The following is a 17,278-nucleotide window of genomic DNA, read 5'->3' on the forward strand; positions in this document are numbered from 1 at the left end:
ACGATCAGCACGGCCACCACGATGGCGGCCACCCATCGCCCGCCGTTCCACCGCCGGGCGATGGGTGGCCGCCATCGTGGTGGCCGTGCTGATCGTGCTCTGCTCCGGCGTGATTTCGTACTACTACCGGAAGTACGCGGCGGCCGGCGACCCTGGCGCGCTTGCTCCGGTGAGCGTGACCTCCGGCGCGGTGCGGGCCCACGGGGGCGACTATCCCGTTTTCACGTCGTACCGTCATGAGGTACGGCTCCGGCCGGCTGGCGGCGAGACGACGACGAGCGAAGGACGAGAGACGCGATGACAGCGCAGGCCCGCCTGCTCGGTGGCAGGTACCAGGTCGGCGAGCTGCTCGGCTACGGCGGCATGGCGGAGGTGCACCGCGGTCGCGATCTCCGGCTCGGTCGGGATGTCGCGATCAAGATGCTCCGGGCCGACCTGGCCCGGGACGCGACCTTCCAGATGCGGTTCCGCCGGGAGGCGCAGAACGCCGCCTCGCTGAACCACCCGGCCATCGTCGCCGTGTACGACACCGGCGAGGAGACCGCCCCGACCGGCGAGACGCTGCCGTTCATCGTGATGGAGTTCGTCAACGGGCGGACCCTCAAGGAGGTGCTCGGCGTCGAGGGCCGACTCCAGCCGCGCCGGGCGCTGGAGATCTGCGCCGACATGTGCGCGGCGCTGGAGTTCAGCCACCGGCACGGGATCATCCACCGGGACATCAAGCCCGGCAACGTGATGCTCACCCAGACCGGCCAGGTCAAGGTGATGGACTTCGGCATCGCCCGGGCACTGGCCAGCGGCGCCACCACGATGACGCAGACCAGCGCGGTCATCGGCACGGCGCAATATCTTTCCCCCGAGCAGGCGCGGGGCGAGGCGGTCGACGCCCGCTCCGACGTCTACGCGGCCGGCTGCGTGCTGTTCGAGCTGCTCTGCGGGCACCCGCCGTTTGTCGGGGACAGCCCGGTCAGCGTCGCGTACCAGCACGTGCGGGAGACGCCGCCCACGCCGAGCACCATCAACCCGGACGTCAACCCCGCCGTGGACGCCATCGTCCTCAAGGCGCTCTCCAAGAACCCGCTGAACCGCTACCAGAGCGCCGGCGAGATGCGGGCGGACCTGCTCCGCGCCGCCGCAGGCCGGCCGGTGCTGGCCACCCCGGTCATGCCGGCCGAGGAGACCATGCCGATGGCGCCGGCCGCGGCCGGTGGCTACCAGCAGACCCAGGTGATGGGCCCGCAGACCCGCCAGCAGGCCCCGGCCCGGGTCGGCGACGCGCGCAAGCGCAAGAGCTCGGCCTGGGTGATCGCCACCTTCGCGGCGCTCGGCGTGCTCGCGGTGATCGCCCTGGCCACCGCGCTCTGGCTCAACCAGACCGGCGCCGAGAAGGTGAACGTCCCGCAGCTGCAGGGCCGGACCCAGGCAGAGGCGCAGGCCGCCCTCACCCAGGCTGGGCTGCGGTTCACGCCCGGCGACCCGGTGCAGAACACCACGTGCGACAAGGGCACCGTGGTGGGCCAGGATCCGGCCTTCAACCAGCGGGTGGAGAAGAACACCGCGGTCACGGTCCAGATCTGCGGCGGCCCGAAGCAGGTCACCATCCCGGACGGGCTGGTGAACTCCCAGTTCGCGAACGTGAAGCAGCAGCTGGAGAACCTGGACCTCACGGTCGATTCCGACGACGTCGACAGCAGCCTGCCCAAGGGGACCGTTGTCAAGGTCGACCCCAAACCGGGCAGCACGGTCCCCGCGGGGACCGAGGTGAAGGTCCAGGTCTCCCGGGGCAACGTCAACGAGGTGCCGGACGTCGTGGGCCTCTCCGAGGACGCGGCGGTGAGGCTGCTGAAGAACGCCGGTTACGAGGTGCGGACGCTGGACGGCGACGACGTCGCGCCGGACAAGGCCGGCAGGGTCAGCCGACAGAACCCCAGGGCCGATTCGAAGCTGGCTCGTGGTGAGCGGGTGACGATCTTTGTCGACGTCGCCGCGCCTGAGCCGACCGACAGCGCCAGCCCGGGCACTCCCTCGCCGGGCACGACGCCGACCACCCCCGGCGGCGGCGGCGGTGGGTTCCCGTTCCCGACGGTGACGCCGCCGACGAGGTTCAGCCAGCCCTGACCACAGGGCTCCAGTTTGGCGAGGTGGTGGTGTCCGGTCGATCTGGGCACCACCACGTCGCGTAGCTGGGCGTGACGGACTCCTCAGGCCGCGGCGAACGCGGCCCGGCGGCGGGCGTCGACCTCGGCGGCCAGCTCCGGGGCCCGCTCCAGCGCCTCCGGATAGCCGCAGACGGCCAGCCAGTTGGCCAGCATGAGGTGGCCACCCTCGGTCAGCACCGACTCGGGGTGGAACTGGACGCCCTCGATCGGCAGGGTGCGGTGCCGCATGGCCATCACCACGCCGGAGGCGGTCCGGCCGGTGACCTCCAGCTCGTCGGGCAGCGTTTCGGGCAGCACGGCGAGCGAGTGGTAGCGGGTGGCCGTGAACGGGTCGGGCAGGCCGGCCAGCACGCCCACCCCCTGGTGCCGCACCTCGGAGGTCTTGCCGTGCAGCAGCTCCGACGCCCGGGTCACGGTCGCACCGAACGCCGCACCGATGGCCTGGTGACCGAGGCAGACCCCGAACAGGGGGAGCTTGCCGGCGTACTCCCTGATCACGTCGAGGCAGATGCCGGCGCGGTCCGGGCTGCCCGGCCCGGGCGAGAGCAGCACGCCGTCGGCGCCCGCCCGGCCCACCTCGGCGACGTCGATCTCGTCGTTGCGCCGCACCTCGCAGTCCACGCCGAGCTGGCCGAGGTACTGCACCAGGTTGAAGACGAACGAGTCGTAGTTGTCGATCACGAGGACGCGCATCGGGGTCACCTGCTCGGGATGGAGGGCGGGGCGTTGTTCGACTCGGTGCTGTACGGGATCTCCTCCTCGGACGGCCGCTCACTCGGCTCGGTGAGCCCGCCGCCGTCGTTCCCCGGCACGCCGGAGTCCTGGGTGACCTGCACGTCGTCGAAGGGGAGGAGGGGCTCGGCCCACGGGAAGACCACGAACCAGAGCAGGGCGACGGTCGCGGCGGCCAGCAGCACCGAGCCGATCAGCTTCCCGGGGAGCCCGAGCGGCAGCTTCCGCCAGATCCAGCCGTACACGCTCAGCCCTCCAGCTCGGCCGGGCGGCCCGCCGTCTTGGCCTGGACGTGGTCCAGCCGGGCGTGGATGATCAGCCGCTGGTAGTTGTCGAACTTGGGGTTGCAGGTGGTCAGGGTGAGCAGCTTCTCGGTCGGCTTCTCGGTCGGCTTGCCCGGCACCGGCGCGACCACCTCGACCTGGTAGGGCTTGACGATCCGCTGCTGGTAGACCTTGTAGATGAACCACTCGGTCTGCGTCTCGACGACGACGGCGTCGCCCGCGCGCAGCTCGTCGAGGCGCCAGAAGGTGGCCCGGATGCGGTGCCCGGCGACGGAGAAGTTGCCCACCTGGCCCGGCATGGCGCTCTTCGGGTAGTGGCCCGGGGCGTACCGGATGTCGTCCGGACTGACGCCCTCGACCACCACCCAGTGCTTGTCGAACTTCGGGAGGTAGAGCCCGGCGACCGGCTTGCCCTCGGCGGGCGGCTTCGGTTTGGCGCTCGGCCCGGTCGTCGGCCCGACCGTCGGGTCCGCCGCCCCCCACTCCTGGGCGAGCTGGCTGCTCAGGTCGTTCTGGTGGGCGTCGACGATCACCGCCTTGCCCCAGATCTCGTAGCCGGCGAAGAGCAGCACCACCAGGCCGAAGGTGATCAGAACCTCGCCGGTGCCGCGCACGATCGTCCGCAGCCGGGAGCCGATGGTGGGGCGGGTCAGCTCGGAGTAGACGCTCTTGTACCCCTCGCCGGTCTGCTCCGGCCGGAGCTGCACGACCCGCTCCCCGCGGCGGGGCTGCGGCGGCTCGGCCGGGGTGCCGGCCGGATCGCCGTCGCCGGTGTCGGGGACCGGGGGCACGGCGCCCATCAGCGCGGTGTGGTCCAGTGCCGCGGGGCTGACCGGCGGGCGGCTGACGGCCGGGATCAGCGCGGTCGCTCCCGGGTCCGCGGGGCCGGTGGCCGCCGGACGCGCCGCCTCGCCGCGGCGGCGTTCGGCCGGGTTTCCGGCCCGGTGGCGCTCGCGCCGATCGCCGAGCGGTGGGATGAACGCGGTCGGCGCGTCACCGGGGCTGGAGGGCCTGACCTCGCCGGGCCAGGCCGGCGGCGGGGACGCGGGCTGGCGCGGGCGCGCCGGCGCCTGCTCGCTGACCGAGGGCGGTGCCGCGTGGTCCGGCCAGGGCAGGTCGAGCGGGGGGCGGGGCGGCGCAGGCGCCGGCCGGTCGACCTTCGGGAGGAAGGCGGTCGCGTCCTCGCTCTGGTCGCGATGGCGCCCGTCCCGCTCCCGGGGATCGTCCCGGGTCACCGCGGCACCTTGGCGGACTGCAGTGCGGTCGAGTCCTCGAATGCCGGCACGGTGACCGTGGAGACGGTCTCGGAGTAGCCGAGCTGGTAGTGGTCGACGGCTTCCCTGAACAACCGGACTCCCTCGGACGCGGCGAGTTCCCGCTGGAAGGCGGCGGGGTCGCCGATGGCCACGATCTTGAAAGGAGGGGAGTACACCCGGCCGTGCAGCAGCAGAGTGTTACCGACGCAGCGTACCGCGCTGGTGCTCAGCACGCGGACGTTCATGATTGACATGGCCTCCGCGCCGCCCGCCCAGAGCGCGTTCACGACGGCCTGGACGTCGCTCTGGTGGACCACCAGGTCATCGTTGCTCGCACCCTTGGGCAGGGCCTGGTCGGCGCGCCGCGGCGCGTCGTTCAGCTCGATGGTGATGCCGTTGCCGGTGAGCGCGGTGAACCCGGCGGCCTGCCGGCTGGCGGCGGCCCGGTCCTGCTGTGCCTTGATCGGGCCGTCGGCGCCGGCCAGGGCGCCGGTCTGCTCCTCGACCTCGGCGCGCAGCCGGGCGGCCTTCGCCTCGCTGGCCGCGACCTCCTCGCGCCGGTCCTCGATCAACTGGGTGAGCTGGGGACGCCGGTCCTCCCGCAGCGGTGTGCCGCCGGCGGTGGTCGCGGTCGTGGTGAAGAGGAGGCCGGCCGCGGCGGCGATCAGGGGTACGCCGATCGACCAGCCCGGGCGGCGCTGACGCGGCCGGCGCGGCAGCAGGCCGACCACCGCGCGCCGGAGGACCTTCTGCCAGGAGGCGGCGCCGGACGTGTACTCCACCGGGCGTTCCCTTTCCCGTCGTCTCGTTCCGGCCCGCGACGGCGCGGACCGGTCTGCTCGACCCGAAAAGTCCCGCCCTTTTCGGTCACTCCGTGCACCGGCCTGACCCCATTCGTGGCCTGGAGGGTCCGGCGGGACTACGCTAGCTGTCGAACATTATTGGCCATGGACCGTCGCCCCCGCGCCCGGTTGTCAGGCCGGACGAGGTCGTACCCCCCTCTGGAGAGCGTCGTGCCCAAGTCTCAGGTCCGCAAGAAGAAGGTGTACACCCCGCCGACGGACGTGCGTCCGACGGCGACGGCGGCGACGCGCAAGCCTAGCCCGGTCTGGCTGCCGATCACCGCGGTCGCGCTGATCGTGGTGGGCATCGGCTGGCTGGTGATCTACTACCTCTCCGAGCAGGCGTACCCGGTCGCGACGTGGGGCTACTGGAACCTCGCCGTGGGCTTCGGCGCGATGGTCTCCTCGCTGATCCTGCTCTCCCGCTGGCGCTGATCCCGCCGGCTCCACCGCCGCTGCCGCACCGGGCGTAGGTCACGCCGGGACGCCCCTGAACGGCGCCCGGCGCCCGCTGCCCCTAAGGTGTCGGCAGGGCGGCGTGGCCGATGCGAGATGACTCACGTTACTGCTGGGTAACCTTGCGCGTAGGCTGCACTGACAAGCAGCAGACCGGGAGGCCAACTCGATGGGCAGCGTCCAGATCGTCACCACGATCCTCGCGGCCGCCATCACCGCCGTGGCGGTGGGGCTTGCGGTGCGCGCGGTCATGAAGATGACGGCCGTCATCCGGCTCGGGCAGCCCGCGCCGGAGCGGTTCACCGACAAGGGCGCCCGCACGAAGAAGATGCTGGTGGAGACCGCCGGCCACACCCGCATGCTCAAGTGGGGCGTGGTGGGCGCGGCGCACTGGTTCGTGATGGTCGGCTTCATCGTGCTGTCGCTGCTGGTGCTCGAGGCGTACTTCGAGGTGGTCACCCCGGGCGGTGGGCTGCCGATCATCGGGCACTGGACGGTCTTCGGCCTGGCCACCGAGTGGATCGGGATCCTGGGCCTGGCCGGCATCCTCGTGCTCATGGGCATCCGGCTGCGCAACCGGCCCACCCGGCCGGGCGGCCGCTCCCGGTTCACCGGCTCGACCATGTGGCAGGGCTACTTCGTCGAGTGGGTCGTGCTGCTGGTCCTGATCTTCGGCTTCGTGATCCGCGGCTTCAAGGTCGCCACCGACCACTTCGAGTACCCGGTCTGGGCCACCCCGCTGAGCCACGCGGTCGGCGCCGCCCTCCCGGCCTGGACGGCCGGCGTCAGCGTGGCCGCCCTCATCAAGATCGCCATTTCGATGACCTGGCTCATCGTGATCTCCCTGAACGTCACCATGGGTGTCGCCTGGCACCGGTTCCTGGCGTTCCCGAACATCTTCTTCAAGCGCGAGCCCGCGAAGCCGGCCGGCTCCGGCCTGGGCCCGCTGCGGCCCATGACGAGCGAGGGCAAGCCGCTCGACTTCGAGGAGGCCGACCCGGAGAAGGACCAGTTCGGCGTCGCCCAGGTCGAGCAGTTCACCTGGAAGGGCCTGCTGGACTTCAGCACCTGCACCGAGTGCGGCAGGTGCCAGTCGCAGTGCCCGGCCTGGAACACCGGCAAGCCGCTGTCGCCGAAGCTGCTCGTGCTGAGCCTGCGCGACCACGCGTACGCCAAGGCGCCGTACCTGCTGGCCGGCGGGGGCAAGGACCTGACCGGCGAGGAGAAGGCCACCGCCGCGCAGCTCGCCCACATGGACGTGCTGGCCCTCGCCGAGGCCGACCGGCCGCTGATCGGCACCGCCGAGGAGGGCGGCGTCATCGACCCGGACGTGCTCTGGTCGTGCACCACCTGCGGCGCCTGCGTCGAGCAGTGCCCGGTGGACATCGAGCACGTCGACCACATCGTCGACATGCGCCGCTACCAGGTGCTGATCGAGTCGAGCTTCCCGTCCGAGGCCGGCGTCATGCTCCGCAACCTGGAGAACAAGGGCAACCCGTGGGGCGCCCCGCAGAACACCCGCGAGGACTGGACCAAGGGCCTTGGTTTCGAGGTGCCGCGGGTCGGCGAGGTCGACGACTTCGAGTACCTGTTCTGGGTCGGCTGCGCCGGCGCGTTCGAGGACCGGGCCAAGAAGACGACCCGCGCCGTGGCCACGCTGCTCAACGAGGCCGGCGTCTCCTTCGCCATCCTCGGCGAGGGCGAGACCTGCTCCGGCGACCCGGCCCGGCGGATCGGCAACGAGTTCGTCTTCCAGATGCTCGCCCAGCAGAACGTCGAGACGTTGAACGAGGCGTTCGAGGGCCGGGAGAAGAGCAAGCGGAAGATCGTCGCCACCTGCCCGCACTGCTTCAACACCCTCGGCAACGAGTACGGCCAGCTCGGCGGCGAGTTCGAGGTCGTGCACCACACCCAGTTGCTGGCCCACCTGGTGGCCGCCGGCAAGCTCACCCCGGTGCAGCCGGTCGACGGTGGCGTCACCTACCACGACCCCTGCTACCTGGGCCGGCACAACCGGGTCTTCGCCGCCCCGCGTGAGGTGCTCGGCGACTCGATCCAGGGCGAGCTGACCGAGATGCCGCGCAACAGCGAGCGCTCCTTCTGCTGCGGCGCCGGCGGCGCCCGGATGTGGATGGAGGAGAAGATCGGCAAGCGGATCAACGTGGACCGGGTCGAGGAGGCCATGTCCACCGGGGCGAAGACCATCGCGGTCGGCTGCCCGTTCTGCTCGACGATGCTCAACGACGGTGTCAACGGCAAGGGCGCCGGCGAGCAGGTCGAGGTGGTCGACGTGGCCAGCGTGCTGCTCCGCTCGGTGAAGCCGGACGCCCCGGCGGCCGAGAAGGAGACCGAGGCGGTCGCCGGCTGAGGCGTACACCTGACAGCGCTGAACCACGACGGCGGCGGCACCCACGCGGGTGCCGCCGCCGTCCTCGGTCAGGAGACCGTCGTGGCCGCGATGGCGGCCGTGGTGGCGGCGGTCGTCGCCACCAGCACCGCGGCCTGCGTCTCCTCGATGGCCTTCTTCGTGGCCGCGGAGGCCCAGTCGCCCGCCGCGATCTCGGCCAGGCGGGCCTTGACCCGATCCCTGGGCAGCTCGCGGAAGAGCTTCCGGTCCAGCCCGACCGCCCGGGTCAGGGTGAGCAGCGCGGCCGTCCGCGCGTCCACCGGACCGTCGGCGGCCAGCGCGGCGCGCATCCGCTCCCGGGCGGCCGTCTCCACGGCCGGCTCCGCGCCGGTGGGCGAGGGATAGCGGGTACGCGGGAACACCCACAGCACCCGCTCCGATTCGCGGCGCAGCACCCCGGCGTCGACCAGCCCGTCGAGCACCCGGTCCGGCAGGCCCTTGGCCAGCCTGCCGATCCAGTCCTTCGGCTTGCGCGGCCGGTCCCCGCCGACGGTGGCGAGCGCCTGGTCGAGCAGCGGCACGCCGGTCGGGGCGGGGTCGGTCACCCGCAGCCGGCCGCCGGTCACCTCGACCCGGCCGGCCAGGGCCAGCTCCAGCAGGACGGCCCCGGCGAGCCCGTAGTCCAGGTGCGGCCGGCCGAGCCGGTTGGTGCCAGCGTCGTCGTAGGCGAGCAGGACCAGTTCGTCGGTGAGCAGCAGGCGGTTCATGCGATCCACGCTACGTCCGGGTCGCCAGCCCGCCGGTCGCCGGCTCGTGCCCGCTGCCGGCCCGTGGAACAATCGCGCTCATCGACGGCCTGCTGGTTACCGCGCTGTTGCCCCTGGTCGGCTTCGTGCTGCTGACCGCCGGCAACGCGTTCTTCGTCGCGGCCGAGTTCGCCCTGGTCACCGTCGACCGGGCGGAGATCGACCGGCGGGCCGGCGAGGGCGACGGCCGGGCCGGCACGGTACGCCGGGCGTTGCGCGAGCTGTCCTTCCAGCTCTCCGGCGCCCAGCTCGGCATCACGATCACCGCGCTCCTCACCGGCTATCTGGCCGAGCCGGCGCTGGCCCGCCTCTTCGCCCCGCTGCTGCGCGCGGTCGACGGGGCGGAACGGTTCACCGGGCTGCTCGCCCTGGCGCTGGCCACCCTCATCTCGATGCTCTTCGGCGAGCTGGTGCCCAAGAACCTCGCGCTGGCCCGGCCGATGCCCACGGCGCTCGGCACCGCCGGGCCGATGCGGACCTTCTCCCGCACCTTCGGCTGGCTGATCCGGCTGCTCAACGACTCGGCCAACCGGCTGGTCCGGCGGCTCGGCGTGGAGCCGCAGGAGGAGCTGGCCAGCGCCCGGTCCCCGGAGGAACTGGGGCTGCTCGCCGCCATCTCGGCCCGGGCCGGTGCGCTGCCGCCGGACACCGCCATGCTGCTGCGCCGCACCATTCGGTTCGGTGACAAGCGGGCCGCCGAGGCGATGACCCCGCGGGTCGACGTGATCGCGCTGCGGGCCACCGCGACGGTCGCCGAGCTGCTGGACCTGTCCCGGCAGACCGGCCGGACCCGGTTCCCGGTCTACGAGGAGACGCTGGACCTGGTCACCGGCGTGGCCGGGGTGCCGGACGCGCTCGGCGTGCCGCTGGCCAGCCGGGCCGCCACCACGGTCGCCGCGGTGGCCCGCGAACCGGTGTACGTCCCGGAGAGCCTCGACCTCGACGGGGTGCTGGCGGCGCTCAAGGACGCCGGCGCCGACCTGGCCATCGTGGTCGACGAGTACGGCGGCACGGACGGCGTGGTGACCGTGGAGGACCTGGTGGAGGAGCTGGTCGGGGAGATCGCCGACGAGTTCGACCCGGCTGCGGTGGACGATTCCGGGCAGGTCGAGCTGACCGTGCCGGGCGGCGAGCGCACCGTTCTGGTGGACGGCGTCCTGCGGGAGGACGAGCTGGTCGAGCAGACCGGTTTCCGGCTGCCCGAGGGGCCGTACGAGACGCTGGCCGGCTTCCTGATGGCCCGGCTCGGGCACATCCCGGTGCCGGGCGAGACGGTCGACGAGGCCGGGTACGAGTTTACCGTGGTGGAGGTCGACCGGCACCGGATCGAGCAGGTCCGGGTGGTGCGCCCCGAGGAGCCCGACGACGGTGAGTGAGCTGCTGGTGGCCCTGGTGCTGCTGCTCGGCAACGCCTTCTTCGTGGGCAGCGAGTTCGCCCTCATCGCCTCCCGCCGTACGGTGCTCGAACCGCTGGCGGCGACCTCGAAGCGGGCGCGGTGGGCGCTGTCGGCGATGAACCAGATCCCGCTGATGATCGCCGGGGCGCAGCTCGGCATCACGGTCTGCTCGCTCGGCCTCGGCGCGATCGCCGAGCCGGCCCTGGCCCACCTGCTGGAGGCGCCGTTCGAGGCGCTCGGCCTGCCCGCCTCGGCGGTGCACCCGGTGGCCTTCGTGATCGCTCTTGGCGTGGTGGTCTTCCTGCACACCGTGGTCGGCGAGATGGTGCCGAAGAACATCACCCTGGCCGGCCCGGAGCCGTCCGCCCTCTGGCTGGGCCCGGCCATGCTCGCCTTCTGCCTGGCCACCAAGCCGCTGCTGCTGGCCATGAAGTGGTCGGCCCGGCAGGTGCTGTGGCTGTGGCGGGTGGAGGCGACCGACGCCGTGAAGACGGTGTTCACCGCGGAGGAGCTGGCCGGCCTGGTCTCGCAGGCGCGTACCGAGGGGTTGCTGGACGCCGAGGAGCATGCCCGGATCACCGGCGCGCTGGCCCTGCACAGCCGGACGGCCGCCGACGCCCTGCAACCCTGGTCGACGGTGACCACGGTGGCCGAGGACGTCTCACCGGCGTCGCTGGAGGTGCTGGCCACCCGCACCGGCCGGTCCCGCTTCCCGGTGGTGCAGCGGTCCACCCGCCGGGTGCTCGGTTTCGTCCACGTCAAGGACGTGCTGGGCTACGCCCGCGCCACCCGCCGGGCGCCCGTGCCGGCCGACATCTACCGGCCGCTGGCCGTGGTGCCGCCGGACCGTACGCTGGCCGACCTGTTGCTCTCGATGCGCCGCGAGCGCCGGCACATGGTGCTGGTGAGCGACGGACGTCGACCGCTCGGTGTGGTGACCCTTGACGACGTATTGACGGCGATCGTTGGCAAGTGAATGAATACCCTTGGTGTGCAAGCGGTTGCGCAGACGTGATTGAACTGAAGGTCGCCTTGATTCCACCCCGGTGCCTTCCCTAATGTGGGGCACCGACCGCTGTGGGTCGTCTGCCTCGATCTTCCCTCTCGCGAGGCGCCCGGCGGTCGGTTGCAAAGGAGTCCGTGCCGGTGGCAACCATGCCCCCTCAACGTCACGCCCCGAGCCAGCCGCCCGGCCGCCCCGCCGGGTTCAGCCGGGTGGTACGCCGTCTCCTCACCGTGGTCGCGGCCGTCGCGGTCGGCGCCGGCATGCTGGCGGCCCCGGCGCACGCGGCGCCGTCGGTGGACGAGATCGACGCCCAGATCGACAAGCAGTGGGAGAAGCTCGAACCCACGATCGAGCAGTACAACAAGGTTCGCTCCCAGCTCAAGGTCAACAAGAAGAAGTCCGCGGACCTGCAGAAGAAGATGGTGCCGCTGGAGCTGGAGTCGGCGCTCGCCATGAACAAGGTCGGCGACATCGCCGCCCGCTACTACATCCAGGGCCCGTCCCAGGAGATGGGCGCCCTGCTGGTCAACAGCAGCCCGGGCACCCTCGCCGAGCAGCTGGTCATCCTCGACCGGCTCGCCGACGACCAGCGCAAGCAGATCGCCGGCGTGCTCGCCGTCCGGGACAAGTACAACCGGCAGAAGCAGAAGCTGGACGCGCTGATCGAGACCGAGCAGAAGCAGGAAGCCCAGCTCGCGGGGACGAAGAAGCAGATCGACTCCGAGATCAAGCGGCTCACCAAGATGCTGCCGGTGACCTCGATCCGACCCGCGGGCTGCCCGAAGATCGACGGCGTGGTCAGCAGCGCCGCGCGCACCGCGATCAAGACGGCGTGCGCGCAGGTCGGCGACCCGTACGTGTGGGGCGCCACCGGCCCGAACTCGTTCGACTGCTCCGGCCTCACCCAGTACGCCTACAAGTCGGCGGGCATCTCGCTCACCCACTTCACGGGCGCGCAGTGGAACGAGGGCCGCAAGGTTTCCCGCTCCGACGCCAGACCGGGTGATCTCGTCTTCTTCGGCAGCGACCTGCACCACGTCGGGCTCTATCTCGGCGACGGCGTGATGGTGCACGCGCCACGGACCGGCAAGCCGGTCCAGGTGTCGAGCATCAGCACACAGCCGCTCGCCGGTTTCGTCCGGGTCACCTGACCCGCCTCCCGGAAGTGACGAGAAGGCCCCCGGTCCACCTGGACCGGGGGCCTTCGCCGTCGAGCGTCGCCGCTGCTACCTGGGCGCGCCGATCGGGGACGGCAGGATCAGCACGTCGTCGAGGTTCGCGAACATGATCCGGTGGCCGAACTGGATCTGCACGTACCTGGTGTCGCCGCGGACCACCGTGCGGTCACCCGGGGCCGAACCGTCGAACGACACCGCCCGGTAGTACTCGCTCGGCAGGACGCCGCCGAGCGCGTACCGCTGGCCGGCCGCGAACGTGTACTGGAGCGGGGAGACGCCCTGGAACGGGATGGTGGCCGGGTAGGCCTCCTGCTCCGGGTAGGCCCGCCCGTACACCGGGATGGTGGCCTTGCCCGGCTTGGGCGTCACCACGAAGCCCGTCGACCATTTGGCCGTGGGCGCCGAGGCCGGGTTGAGGAACCAGGCCTTCTGCCCGAGGTACCAGATCGCCGTCCAGTCACCCTGCACCCCGGCCACGGCGTACGTCTGGCCGGCCGAGGCGCGGGCGCCGTGGTCGGAGATGTACATGGTGTCCGGCGTGCCGTCCGGCCGCAGTCCGAGGTCGTTGACCAGCGGGGCGGTCGCGCTCGGCGCGGTGTGCAGGACCACCGCCGACGAGCCGCGCAGCGGACACGGCGCGGCCGGCGGGGCGGGGTTGGGGACGCCCGGCGGCTGCTGGTTGCAGCCGACGAAGGCGGGCTGGTTGGTGGCGAAGTCCGGGTCGATGGTGACCAGGCCGGTGTGGGCGTTCCCGAGGGACCGGAACGGCGCCTTCATGAGGTCGAAGTAGTGCGACCAGTCCCAGTACGGACCCGGGTCCCAGTGCATCCCGCGCACGGTCGAGGCGGTGGTGCCGGGGACGTTGTCGTGGCCGATGATGTGCTGCCGGTCCAGCGGGATCCCGAACTTCAGCGCCAGGTGCCGGACCAGCTTGGCCGAGGCCCGGTACATCGCCTCGGTGTACCAGGTGCCGTGCCCGGCGAAGCCCTCGTGCTCCAGGCCGATGGACTTGGCGTTGACGTACCAGTTGCCGGCGTGCCAGCCGACGTCCTTGGCCTTGATGTGCTGGGCGACGTAGCCGTCCACCGAGCGCAGCGTGTAGTGCCAGCCCAGGTAGTCGGCCCGCTTCACCAGGTCGACGCTCGGGCCGAAGTAGCCCTCGGTGTCGTGGATGACGATGTATTCGATCTTCTGCTGGGCCGGCCGGTTGCCGAGATCGTGGTTGCCGTAGTCGCCCGGGTCCGCGCTGAGCTGCTCGTAGGGGGCGGGGATCCACTCACAGGCCAGCCGGACGGGGCACTCCAGGCCGTCCGGCCGCTCGGCGCGGCGCAGCCCGAGCCGGTGCAGCCCCGACTGGTCCGGCTTCACCGCGGTGGCGGCCAGGGTCACCCGCTGGCCGTCGTCGGTGGTCCGGGCGGCGCCGAGGCCGAGCTGGTCGTAGACCTCGTCGGCGAAGGCCGCCGCCGCGTCCTCGGTGTCCGCGCCGGAGTACCGGGCCACCGCGCCGTACCAGGCCGCCGGGTCGCTGCCGGCGCCGACCGGCGCACCCAACTGCTTCTGGTACGAGGCGAGCAGCGCCGCCCCGCCCCGGATGTTCGCGGCCGCGTCGGTGCGCAGCGTCTCCTCGGCCAGGCCGGTGAGCGCCGCGGCGGCGTCGAGCGTCTGCAGGGACGCCTGCGGCAGCACGTCCTCCGGCGGTGCGGCCGCGGTGGCCGGGCCGAGGGTGAGCGGGCGCGAGTCGTCGCCCCGCGGGTCCTCGTCCTCGTCGACGTGGCCGCTGGCCGGGGTCGCGAGGACGTGCTGGGCGTCGGTGAGGTGCATCGGGCCGTAGCCGCCGCTGGTGCTCGGCTGGCCCGGGTGGGTGTCCCAGCGCGACTCCAGGTACGAGACGCCGAGCAGGACGCTCTGCGGCACGCCGTACTCCGCCGCGGCGGCGGCATACTGGTCCTGACGGTCGGTGGTGGGTTGGGCGCTGAGCGGTTGGGCGGCCACCGGGCCGGTCGCCACCAGTGCGGTGGCTGCCGCGACGGCTGCTGCCAGCAGCATCCGTCTGCCCGACGGCGGGGGTGAGAGGTGCATCGAACCTCCAGACAGGGATGGGGGTCACTGCGTCCCCACCCTCGCCCCGCGCACGGTCCGGGTCAATACCTTTCCGAGAGGTAATCTCCGCTGAAAGAATCTTTCGGGTACGGAGTGTCACGGCGTCTCGGGTTGCGGAACGATAACGGTGCTCTCTACTCTGGTCAATCGTCGGCCGCGAGCTTCACCGTCCAACCCGGGTGGTGACGGTCCGACACCGCCGAGTCGCCTCCGGGCGAGCCGGGGACCCAGGTATCTGGGGTGAATCCGCAGCCACTGCGGTAGGGCGCCTCCCTTCCCGCCCGAACCCGTCAGCTAACCCGGTAGGCGGCCAGGAAGAAGGAGTACGGAAGCCCGGTGGCACACCATGCCCCGCGGCCACCGTCGGTCCGGTCGGTCGACCGGTCGACGGCTGTGCCGCGTTCCCGCTGGTCCCGTTTCACCACCGCCCTCGCCGCCCTGGCGGGCACCGCCGTCGTCCTGACCGGCGGCGCCACGGCGGCACACGCCGAACCGTCGGTAGCCGAGATCGAGCGCCAGATCGACCAGGACTGGAACAAGCTCGAACCGATCATCGAACAGGTCAACGCCACCCGCGAGCAGCTCGCCGCCAAGCGGAAGCAGGCCGGCGCGCTGGCCAAGCAGATCGCCCCGCTCCAGGCCCGGGTGGACGCCGCCCTCGGTCAGGTGGGCGGGCTCGCCGCCGACGCCTACAAGGGCGACAACAACCTCTCCACCGTCAACGCCCTGCTGGGCAGCCGCTCCCCGAGCGAGCTGGTCGACGGCCTCGCCCTGCTCGACCGCTTCGCGAACCGCCAGCAGGAGCAGGTGCGCACCGTCGCCGAGCTGCGCGACCAGTTGGCTGCCAAGAAGCAGCCGCTGGACGAGATGATCACCGAGCTGTCGCGCACGGAGGCCCAGCTCGCGGCCAAGAAGAAGCAGATCGACGCCGAGATCGTCAAGCTCCAGAAGCTGCGCCTCAAGGTCTACGGCAATGGCGGCGGTGGCCCGCTGCGCCCCGCGCCCTGCCCCGCCGGCTACCCCGGCGGTCCGGCCGGCACCGCGGTCAAGTTCGCCTGCGCCCAGATCGGCAAGATCTACGTCTGGGGCGCCGCCGGCCCGGACCACTTCGACTGCTCGGGCCTCACCATGGCGGCCTGGGCGAAGGCCGGCGTCTCGCTGCCGCACAACGCCCGGCAGCAGCACGACGTGACCCGGCGGGTGAGCCGGAGCGAACTGCGCGCCGGTGACCTCGTCTTCTACTACAGCGACCTGCACCACGTCGGCATGTACGTCGGTGACGGCTGGGTGGTGCACGCCTCCCAGTCCGGCAAGCCGATCACCATGAAGCGCGTCGACGACGGCCAGATCAACAGCTACGGCCGCCCGGGCTGATGTGCAAGGAGGGGCCCCTTCTTAACGCCTCCGGTAGAGGAAGGGACCCCTCCTAGCAGTCGCTCGGTGCTTCAGCGGGTCGGCCAGGTGCGCCAGTTCTGCCAGGAGCGGCTCGGGGTCGGGCCGCGCTGGCCCTGGTAGCGCGAGCCGTACACCGCCGAGCCGTACGGGTGCTCGGCCGGCGAGGACAGCCGGAAGATGCACAGCTGGCCGATCTTCATGCCCGGCCAGAGCGTGATCGGCAGGTTGGCCACGTTGGACAGCTCCAGCGTGACGTGACCGGAGAAGCCCGGGTCGATGAAGCCGGCGGTCGAGTGGGTGAGCAGACCGAGCCGGCCCAGGGAGCTCTTGCCCTCCAGGCGCCCGGCGAGCTGGTCGCCCAGCGAGATCACCTCCAGCGTGGAGGCGAGCACGAACTCGCCCGGGTGCAGCACGAACGGCTGACCCTCGGGCACCTCCACCATCGAGGTGAGCTCGTCCTGCTGCACGGCCGGGTCGATGTGCGTGTAGAGATGGTTGTTGAAGACCCGGAACAGCCGGTCCAGACGTACGTCGATGCTGGACGGTTGCACCAGCGTGGGCTCGAAGGGCTCCAGCGCGAGCGTGCCCGCCTTGATCTCGGAGACCAGGTCGCGGTCGGAGAGCAGCATCGGAACACCATAGCGACCGGTACGGGTGACCTGCGTGTCGCACTACATCTTCGTACACCTGTTCGATAGAATGTCCGCATGGCTTCCTGGTCCGAATTCGCCGCCGACGAGCCCCGACTCGCCGACGAGATCCGCCTCCTGTTGCAGCAGTACGGGCCGGGTTTCGGCTACCTCGCCACGGTCCGCGCCGACGGCGGCCCGCGCGTGCATCCGGTCTCCCCGGTCATCACCGACGACGGGCTCTGGTGCTTCGTCATCGACTCGCCCAAGCGTCGCGACCTCGAACGCGACGGCCGCTACGCGCTGCACTCCTTCCCGCCCGAGGAGAGCGACGACGAGGCCTACGTGGCCGGCCGCGCCCACCCGGTGACCGACCCGGCGACCGTCGCCCGGGTGGCCCGGATCGGCCGGGCCGCGCCGCAGGGCGACTGGCGGCTGTTCGAGTTCACTGTCGACGTGGCGATGCTGACCCGGCGCGACCAGGTGGCCCGCCCCGGCACCGGCCGGCCCGAGGTGCGCGTCTGGCTCGACCCGCGGGCCAACGCCCCGGCCCGGCGTGACCCGCTCGCCCCGGAAGGCCGGCGCGGCCGGCACGGCTTCGACACCCGGCGCCCGGCGGCCTGACCCCTTACCCGAGGGGCTCCTGCCCGAACAGAGCCGGCGCCGGCGCCGGCCCCGTCCGAGGACGGGA

General features: G+C 71.9%; 16 protein-coding genes and 1 riboswitch. Of the genes, 9 read left to right on the forward strand and 7 right to left on the reverse strand.

Going from position 1 to position 17,278, the window contains the following annotated elements:
- Positions 1-85 precede the first annotated feature (85 nt).
- On the forward strand, positions 86-301 hold the full coding sequence (locus F8274_RS13170) for a hypothetical protein (RefSeq protein ID WP_225853765.1): 216 nt from the start codon (positions 86-88) through the stop codon (positions 299-301).
- On the forward strand, positions 298-2,118 hold the full coding sequence (gene pknB / locus F8274_RS13175; RefSeq protein WP_151462589.1) for a Stk1 family PASTA domain-containing Ser/Thr kinase: 1,821 nt from the start codon (positions 298-300) through the stop codon (positions 2,116-2,118). The genes F8274_RS13170 and pknB overlap by 4 nt, the downstream gene beginning before the upstream one ends.
- An 83-nt stretch (positions 2,119-2,201) precedes the next feature.
- Here pknB and F8274_RS13180 read toward each other — a convergent pair whose 3' ends face one another.
- The 4 genes from F8274_RS13180 to F8274_RS13195 are packed head-to-tail and all read right to left on the reverse strand — an operon-like array spanning position 2,202 to position 5,213.
- Complete coding sequence (locus tag F8274_RS13180; protein WP_151462590.1) at positions 2,202-2,852, reverse strand: aminodeoxychorismate/anthranilate synthase component II; 651 nt, start codon at positions 2,850-2,852, stop codon at positions 2,202-2,204.
- 5 nt (positions 2,853-2,857) lie between these two features.
- Positions 2,858-3,136 (reverse strand): hypothetical protein, encoded by a 279-nt coding sequence (locus F8274_RS13185; protein ID WP_151462591.1) that lies wholly within the window; start codon positions 3,134-3,136, stop codon positions 2,858-2,860.
- 2 nt (positions 3,137-3,138) lie between these two features.
- Positions 3,139-4,410 (reverse strand): class E sortase, encoded by a 1,272-nt coding sequence (locus F8274_RS13190; RefSeq protein WP_225853766.1) that lies wholly within the window; start codon positions 4,408-4,410, stop codon positions 3,139-3,141.
- Entirely contained in the window at positions 4,407-5,213 is an 807-nt protein-coding gene (locus tag F8274_RS13195; RefSeq protein ID WP_151462592.1) for a DUF881 domain-containing protein, read from the reverse strand. Before F8274_RS13195 ends, F8274_RS13190 begins: the two co-directional genes overlap by 4 nt.
- Positions 5,214-5,444: 231 nt before the next feature.
- Between F8274_RS13195 and F8274_RS13200 the strand changes: the two genes are divergently transcribed.
- Positions 5,445-5,708: a cell division protein CrgA gene (locus tag F8274_RS13200; RefSeq protein WP_151462593.1), complete on the forward strand. Its 264-nt coding sequence runs from the start codon at positions 5,445-5,447 to the stop codon at positions 5,706-5,708.
- Between the two features lie 190 nt (positions 5,709-5,898).
- Positions 5,899-8,097, forward strand: coding sequence for a (Fe-S)-binding protein (locus F8274_RS13205; protein WP_151462594.1), 2,199 nt, complete (start codon positions 5,899-5,901; stop codon positions 8,095-8,097).
- 68 nt (positions 8,098-8,165) lie between these two features.
- Here the strand turns inward: F8274_RS13205 and F8274_RS13210 are convergent, their stop codons facing one another.
- Entirely contained in the window at positions 8,166-8,843 is a 678-nt protein-coding gene (locus tag F8274_RS13210) for a GPP34 family phosphoprotein (protein ID WP_151462595.1), read from the reverse strand.
- A gap of 107 nt (positions 8,844-8,950) precedes the next feature.
- Here F8274_RS13210 and F8274_RS13215 point away from each other — a divergent pair, with 107 nt between their 5' ends.
- From F8274_RS13215 to F8274_RS13225, 3 genes are all read left to right on the forward strand, one after another.
- Complete coding sequence (locus F8274_RS13215) at positions 8,951-10,258, forward strand: hemolysin family protein (protein ID WP_151462596.1); 1,308 nt, start codon at positions 8,951-8,953, stop codon at positions 10,256-10,258.
- Positions 10,251-11,255 (forward strand): hemolysin family protein, encoded by a 1,005-nt coding sequence (locus tag F8274_RS13220; protein WP_151462597.1) that lies wholly within the window; start codon positions 10,251-10,253, stop codon positions 11,253-11,255. The genes F8274_RS13215 and F8274_RS13220 overlap by 8 nt, the downstream gene beginning before the upstream one ends.
- 179 nt (positions 11,256-11,434) lie before the next feature.
- A complete protein-coding gene (locus F8274_RS13225) occupies positions 11,435-12,436 on the forward strand; it encodes an NlpC/P60 family protein (RefSeq protein ID WP_192579816.1) in 1,002 nt (333 codons plus the stop codon).
- A gap of 75 nt (positions 12,437-12,511) precedes the next feature.
- On the opposite strand, the gene F8274_RS13230 is transcribed toward F8274_RS13225, so the two are convergent.
- Complete coding sequence (locus tag F8274_RS13230) at positions 12,512-14,509, reverse strand: N-acetylmuramoyl-L-alanine amidase (RefSeq protein ID WP_225853768.1); 1,998 nt, start codon at positions 14,507-14,509, stop codon at positions 12,512-12,514.
- A gap of 241 nt (positions 14,510-14,750) precedes the next feature.
- Positions 14,751-14,886: riboswitch (cyclic di-AMP (ydaO/yuaA leader) on the forward strand.
- 70 nt (positions 14,887-14,956) lie between these two features.
- Here F8274_RS13230 and F8274_RS13235 point away from each other — a divergent pair.
- Positions 14,957-15,937: an NlpC/P60 family protein gene (locus tag F8274_RS13235; protein ID WP_225853769.1), complete on the forward strand. Its 981-nt coding sequence runs from the start codon at positions 14,957-14,959 to the stop codon at positions 15,935-15,937.
- 71 nt (positions 15,938-16,008) lie between these two features.
- Here the strand turns inward: F8274_RS13235 and dcd are convergent, their stop codons facing one another.
- Entirely contained in the window at positions 16,009-16,587 is a 579-nt protein-coding gene (dcd, locus tag F8274_RS13240; RefSeq protein WP_151462601.1) for a dCTP deaminase, read from the reverse strand.
- A 78-nt stretch (positions 16,588-16,665) separates the two neighbouring features.
- Between dcd and F8274_RS13245 the strand changes: the two genes are divergently transcribed.
- Positions 16,666-17,211: a pyridoxamine 5'-phosphate oxidase family protein gene (locus tag F8274_RS13245; RefSeq protein ID WP_151462602.1), complete on the forward strand. Its 546-nt coding sequence runs from the start codon at positions 16,666-16,668 to the stop codon at positions 17,209-17,211.
- The last annotated feature ends 67 nt before the right edge of the window (positions 17,212-17,278 follow it).

It is taken from the genome of Micromonospora sp. AMSO31t (assembly GCF_008868175.1).
In the GTDB taxonomy this organism is placed as follows: Bacteria; Actinomycetota; Actinomycetes; order Mycobacteriales; family Micromonosporaceae; genus Micromonospora.

What these genes read in the sequence shown, in the direction of transcription:
- F8274_RS13205 (WP_151462594.1), top strand. Translation starts at nt 5,899, where the DNA reads ATGGGCAGCGTCCAGATCGTCACCACGATCCTCGCGGCCGCCATCACC.
- dcd (WP_151462601.1), bottom strand. Translation starts at nt 16,587, where the DNA reads ATGCTGCTCTCCGACCGCGACCTGGTCTCCGAGATCAAGGCGGGCACG.
- F8274_RS13230 (WP_225853768.1), bottom strand. Translation starts at nt 14,509, where the DNA reads ATGCTGCTGGCAGCAGCCGTCGCGGCAGCCACCGCACTGGTGGCGACC.
- F8274_RS13210 (WP_151462595.1), bottom strand. Translation starts at nt 8,843, where the DNA reads ATGAACCGCCTGCTGCTCACCGACGAACTGGTCCTGCTCGCCTACGAC.
- F8274_RS13225 (WP_192579816.1), top strand. Translation starts at nt 11,435, where the DNA reads ATGCCCCCTCAACGTCACGCCCCGAGCCAGCCGCCCGGCCGCCCCGCC.
- F8274_RS13245 (WP_151462602.1), top strand. Translation starts at nt 16,666, where the DNA reads ATGGCTTCCTGGTCCGAATTCGCCGCCGACGAGCCCCGACTCGCCGAC.
- pknB (WP_151462589.1), top strand. Translation starts at nt 298, where the DNA reads ATGACAGCGCAGGCCCGCCTGCTCGGTGGCAGGTACCAGGTCGGCGAG.
- F8274_RS13180 (WP_151462590.1), bottom strand. Translation starts at nt 2,852, where the DNA reads ATGCGCGTCCTCGTGATCGACAACTACGACTCGTTCGTCTTCAACCTG.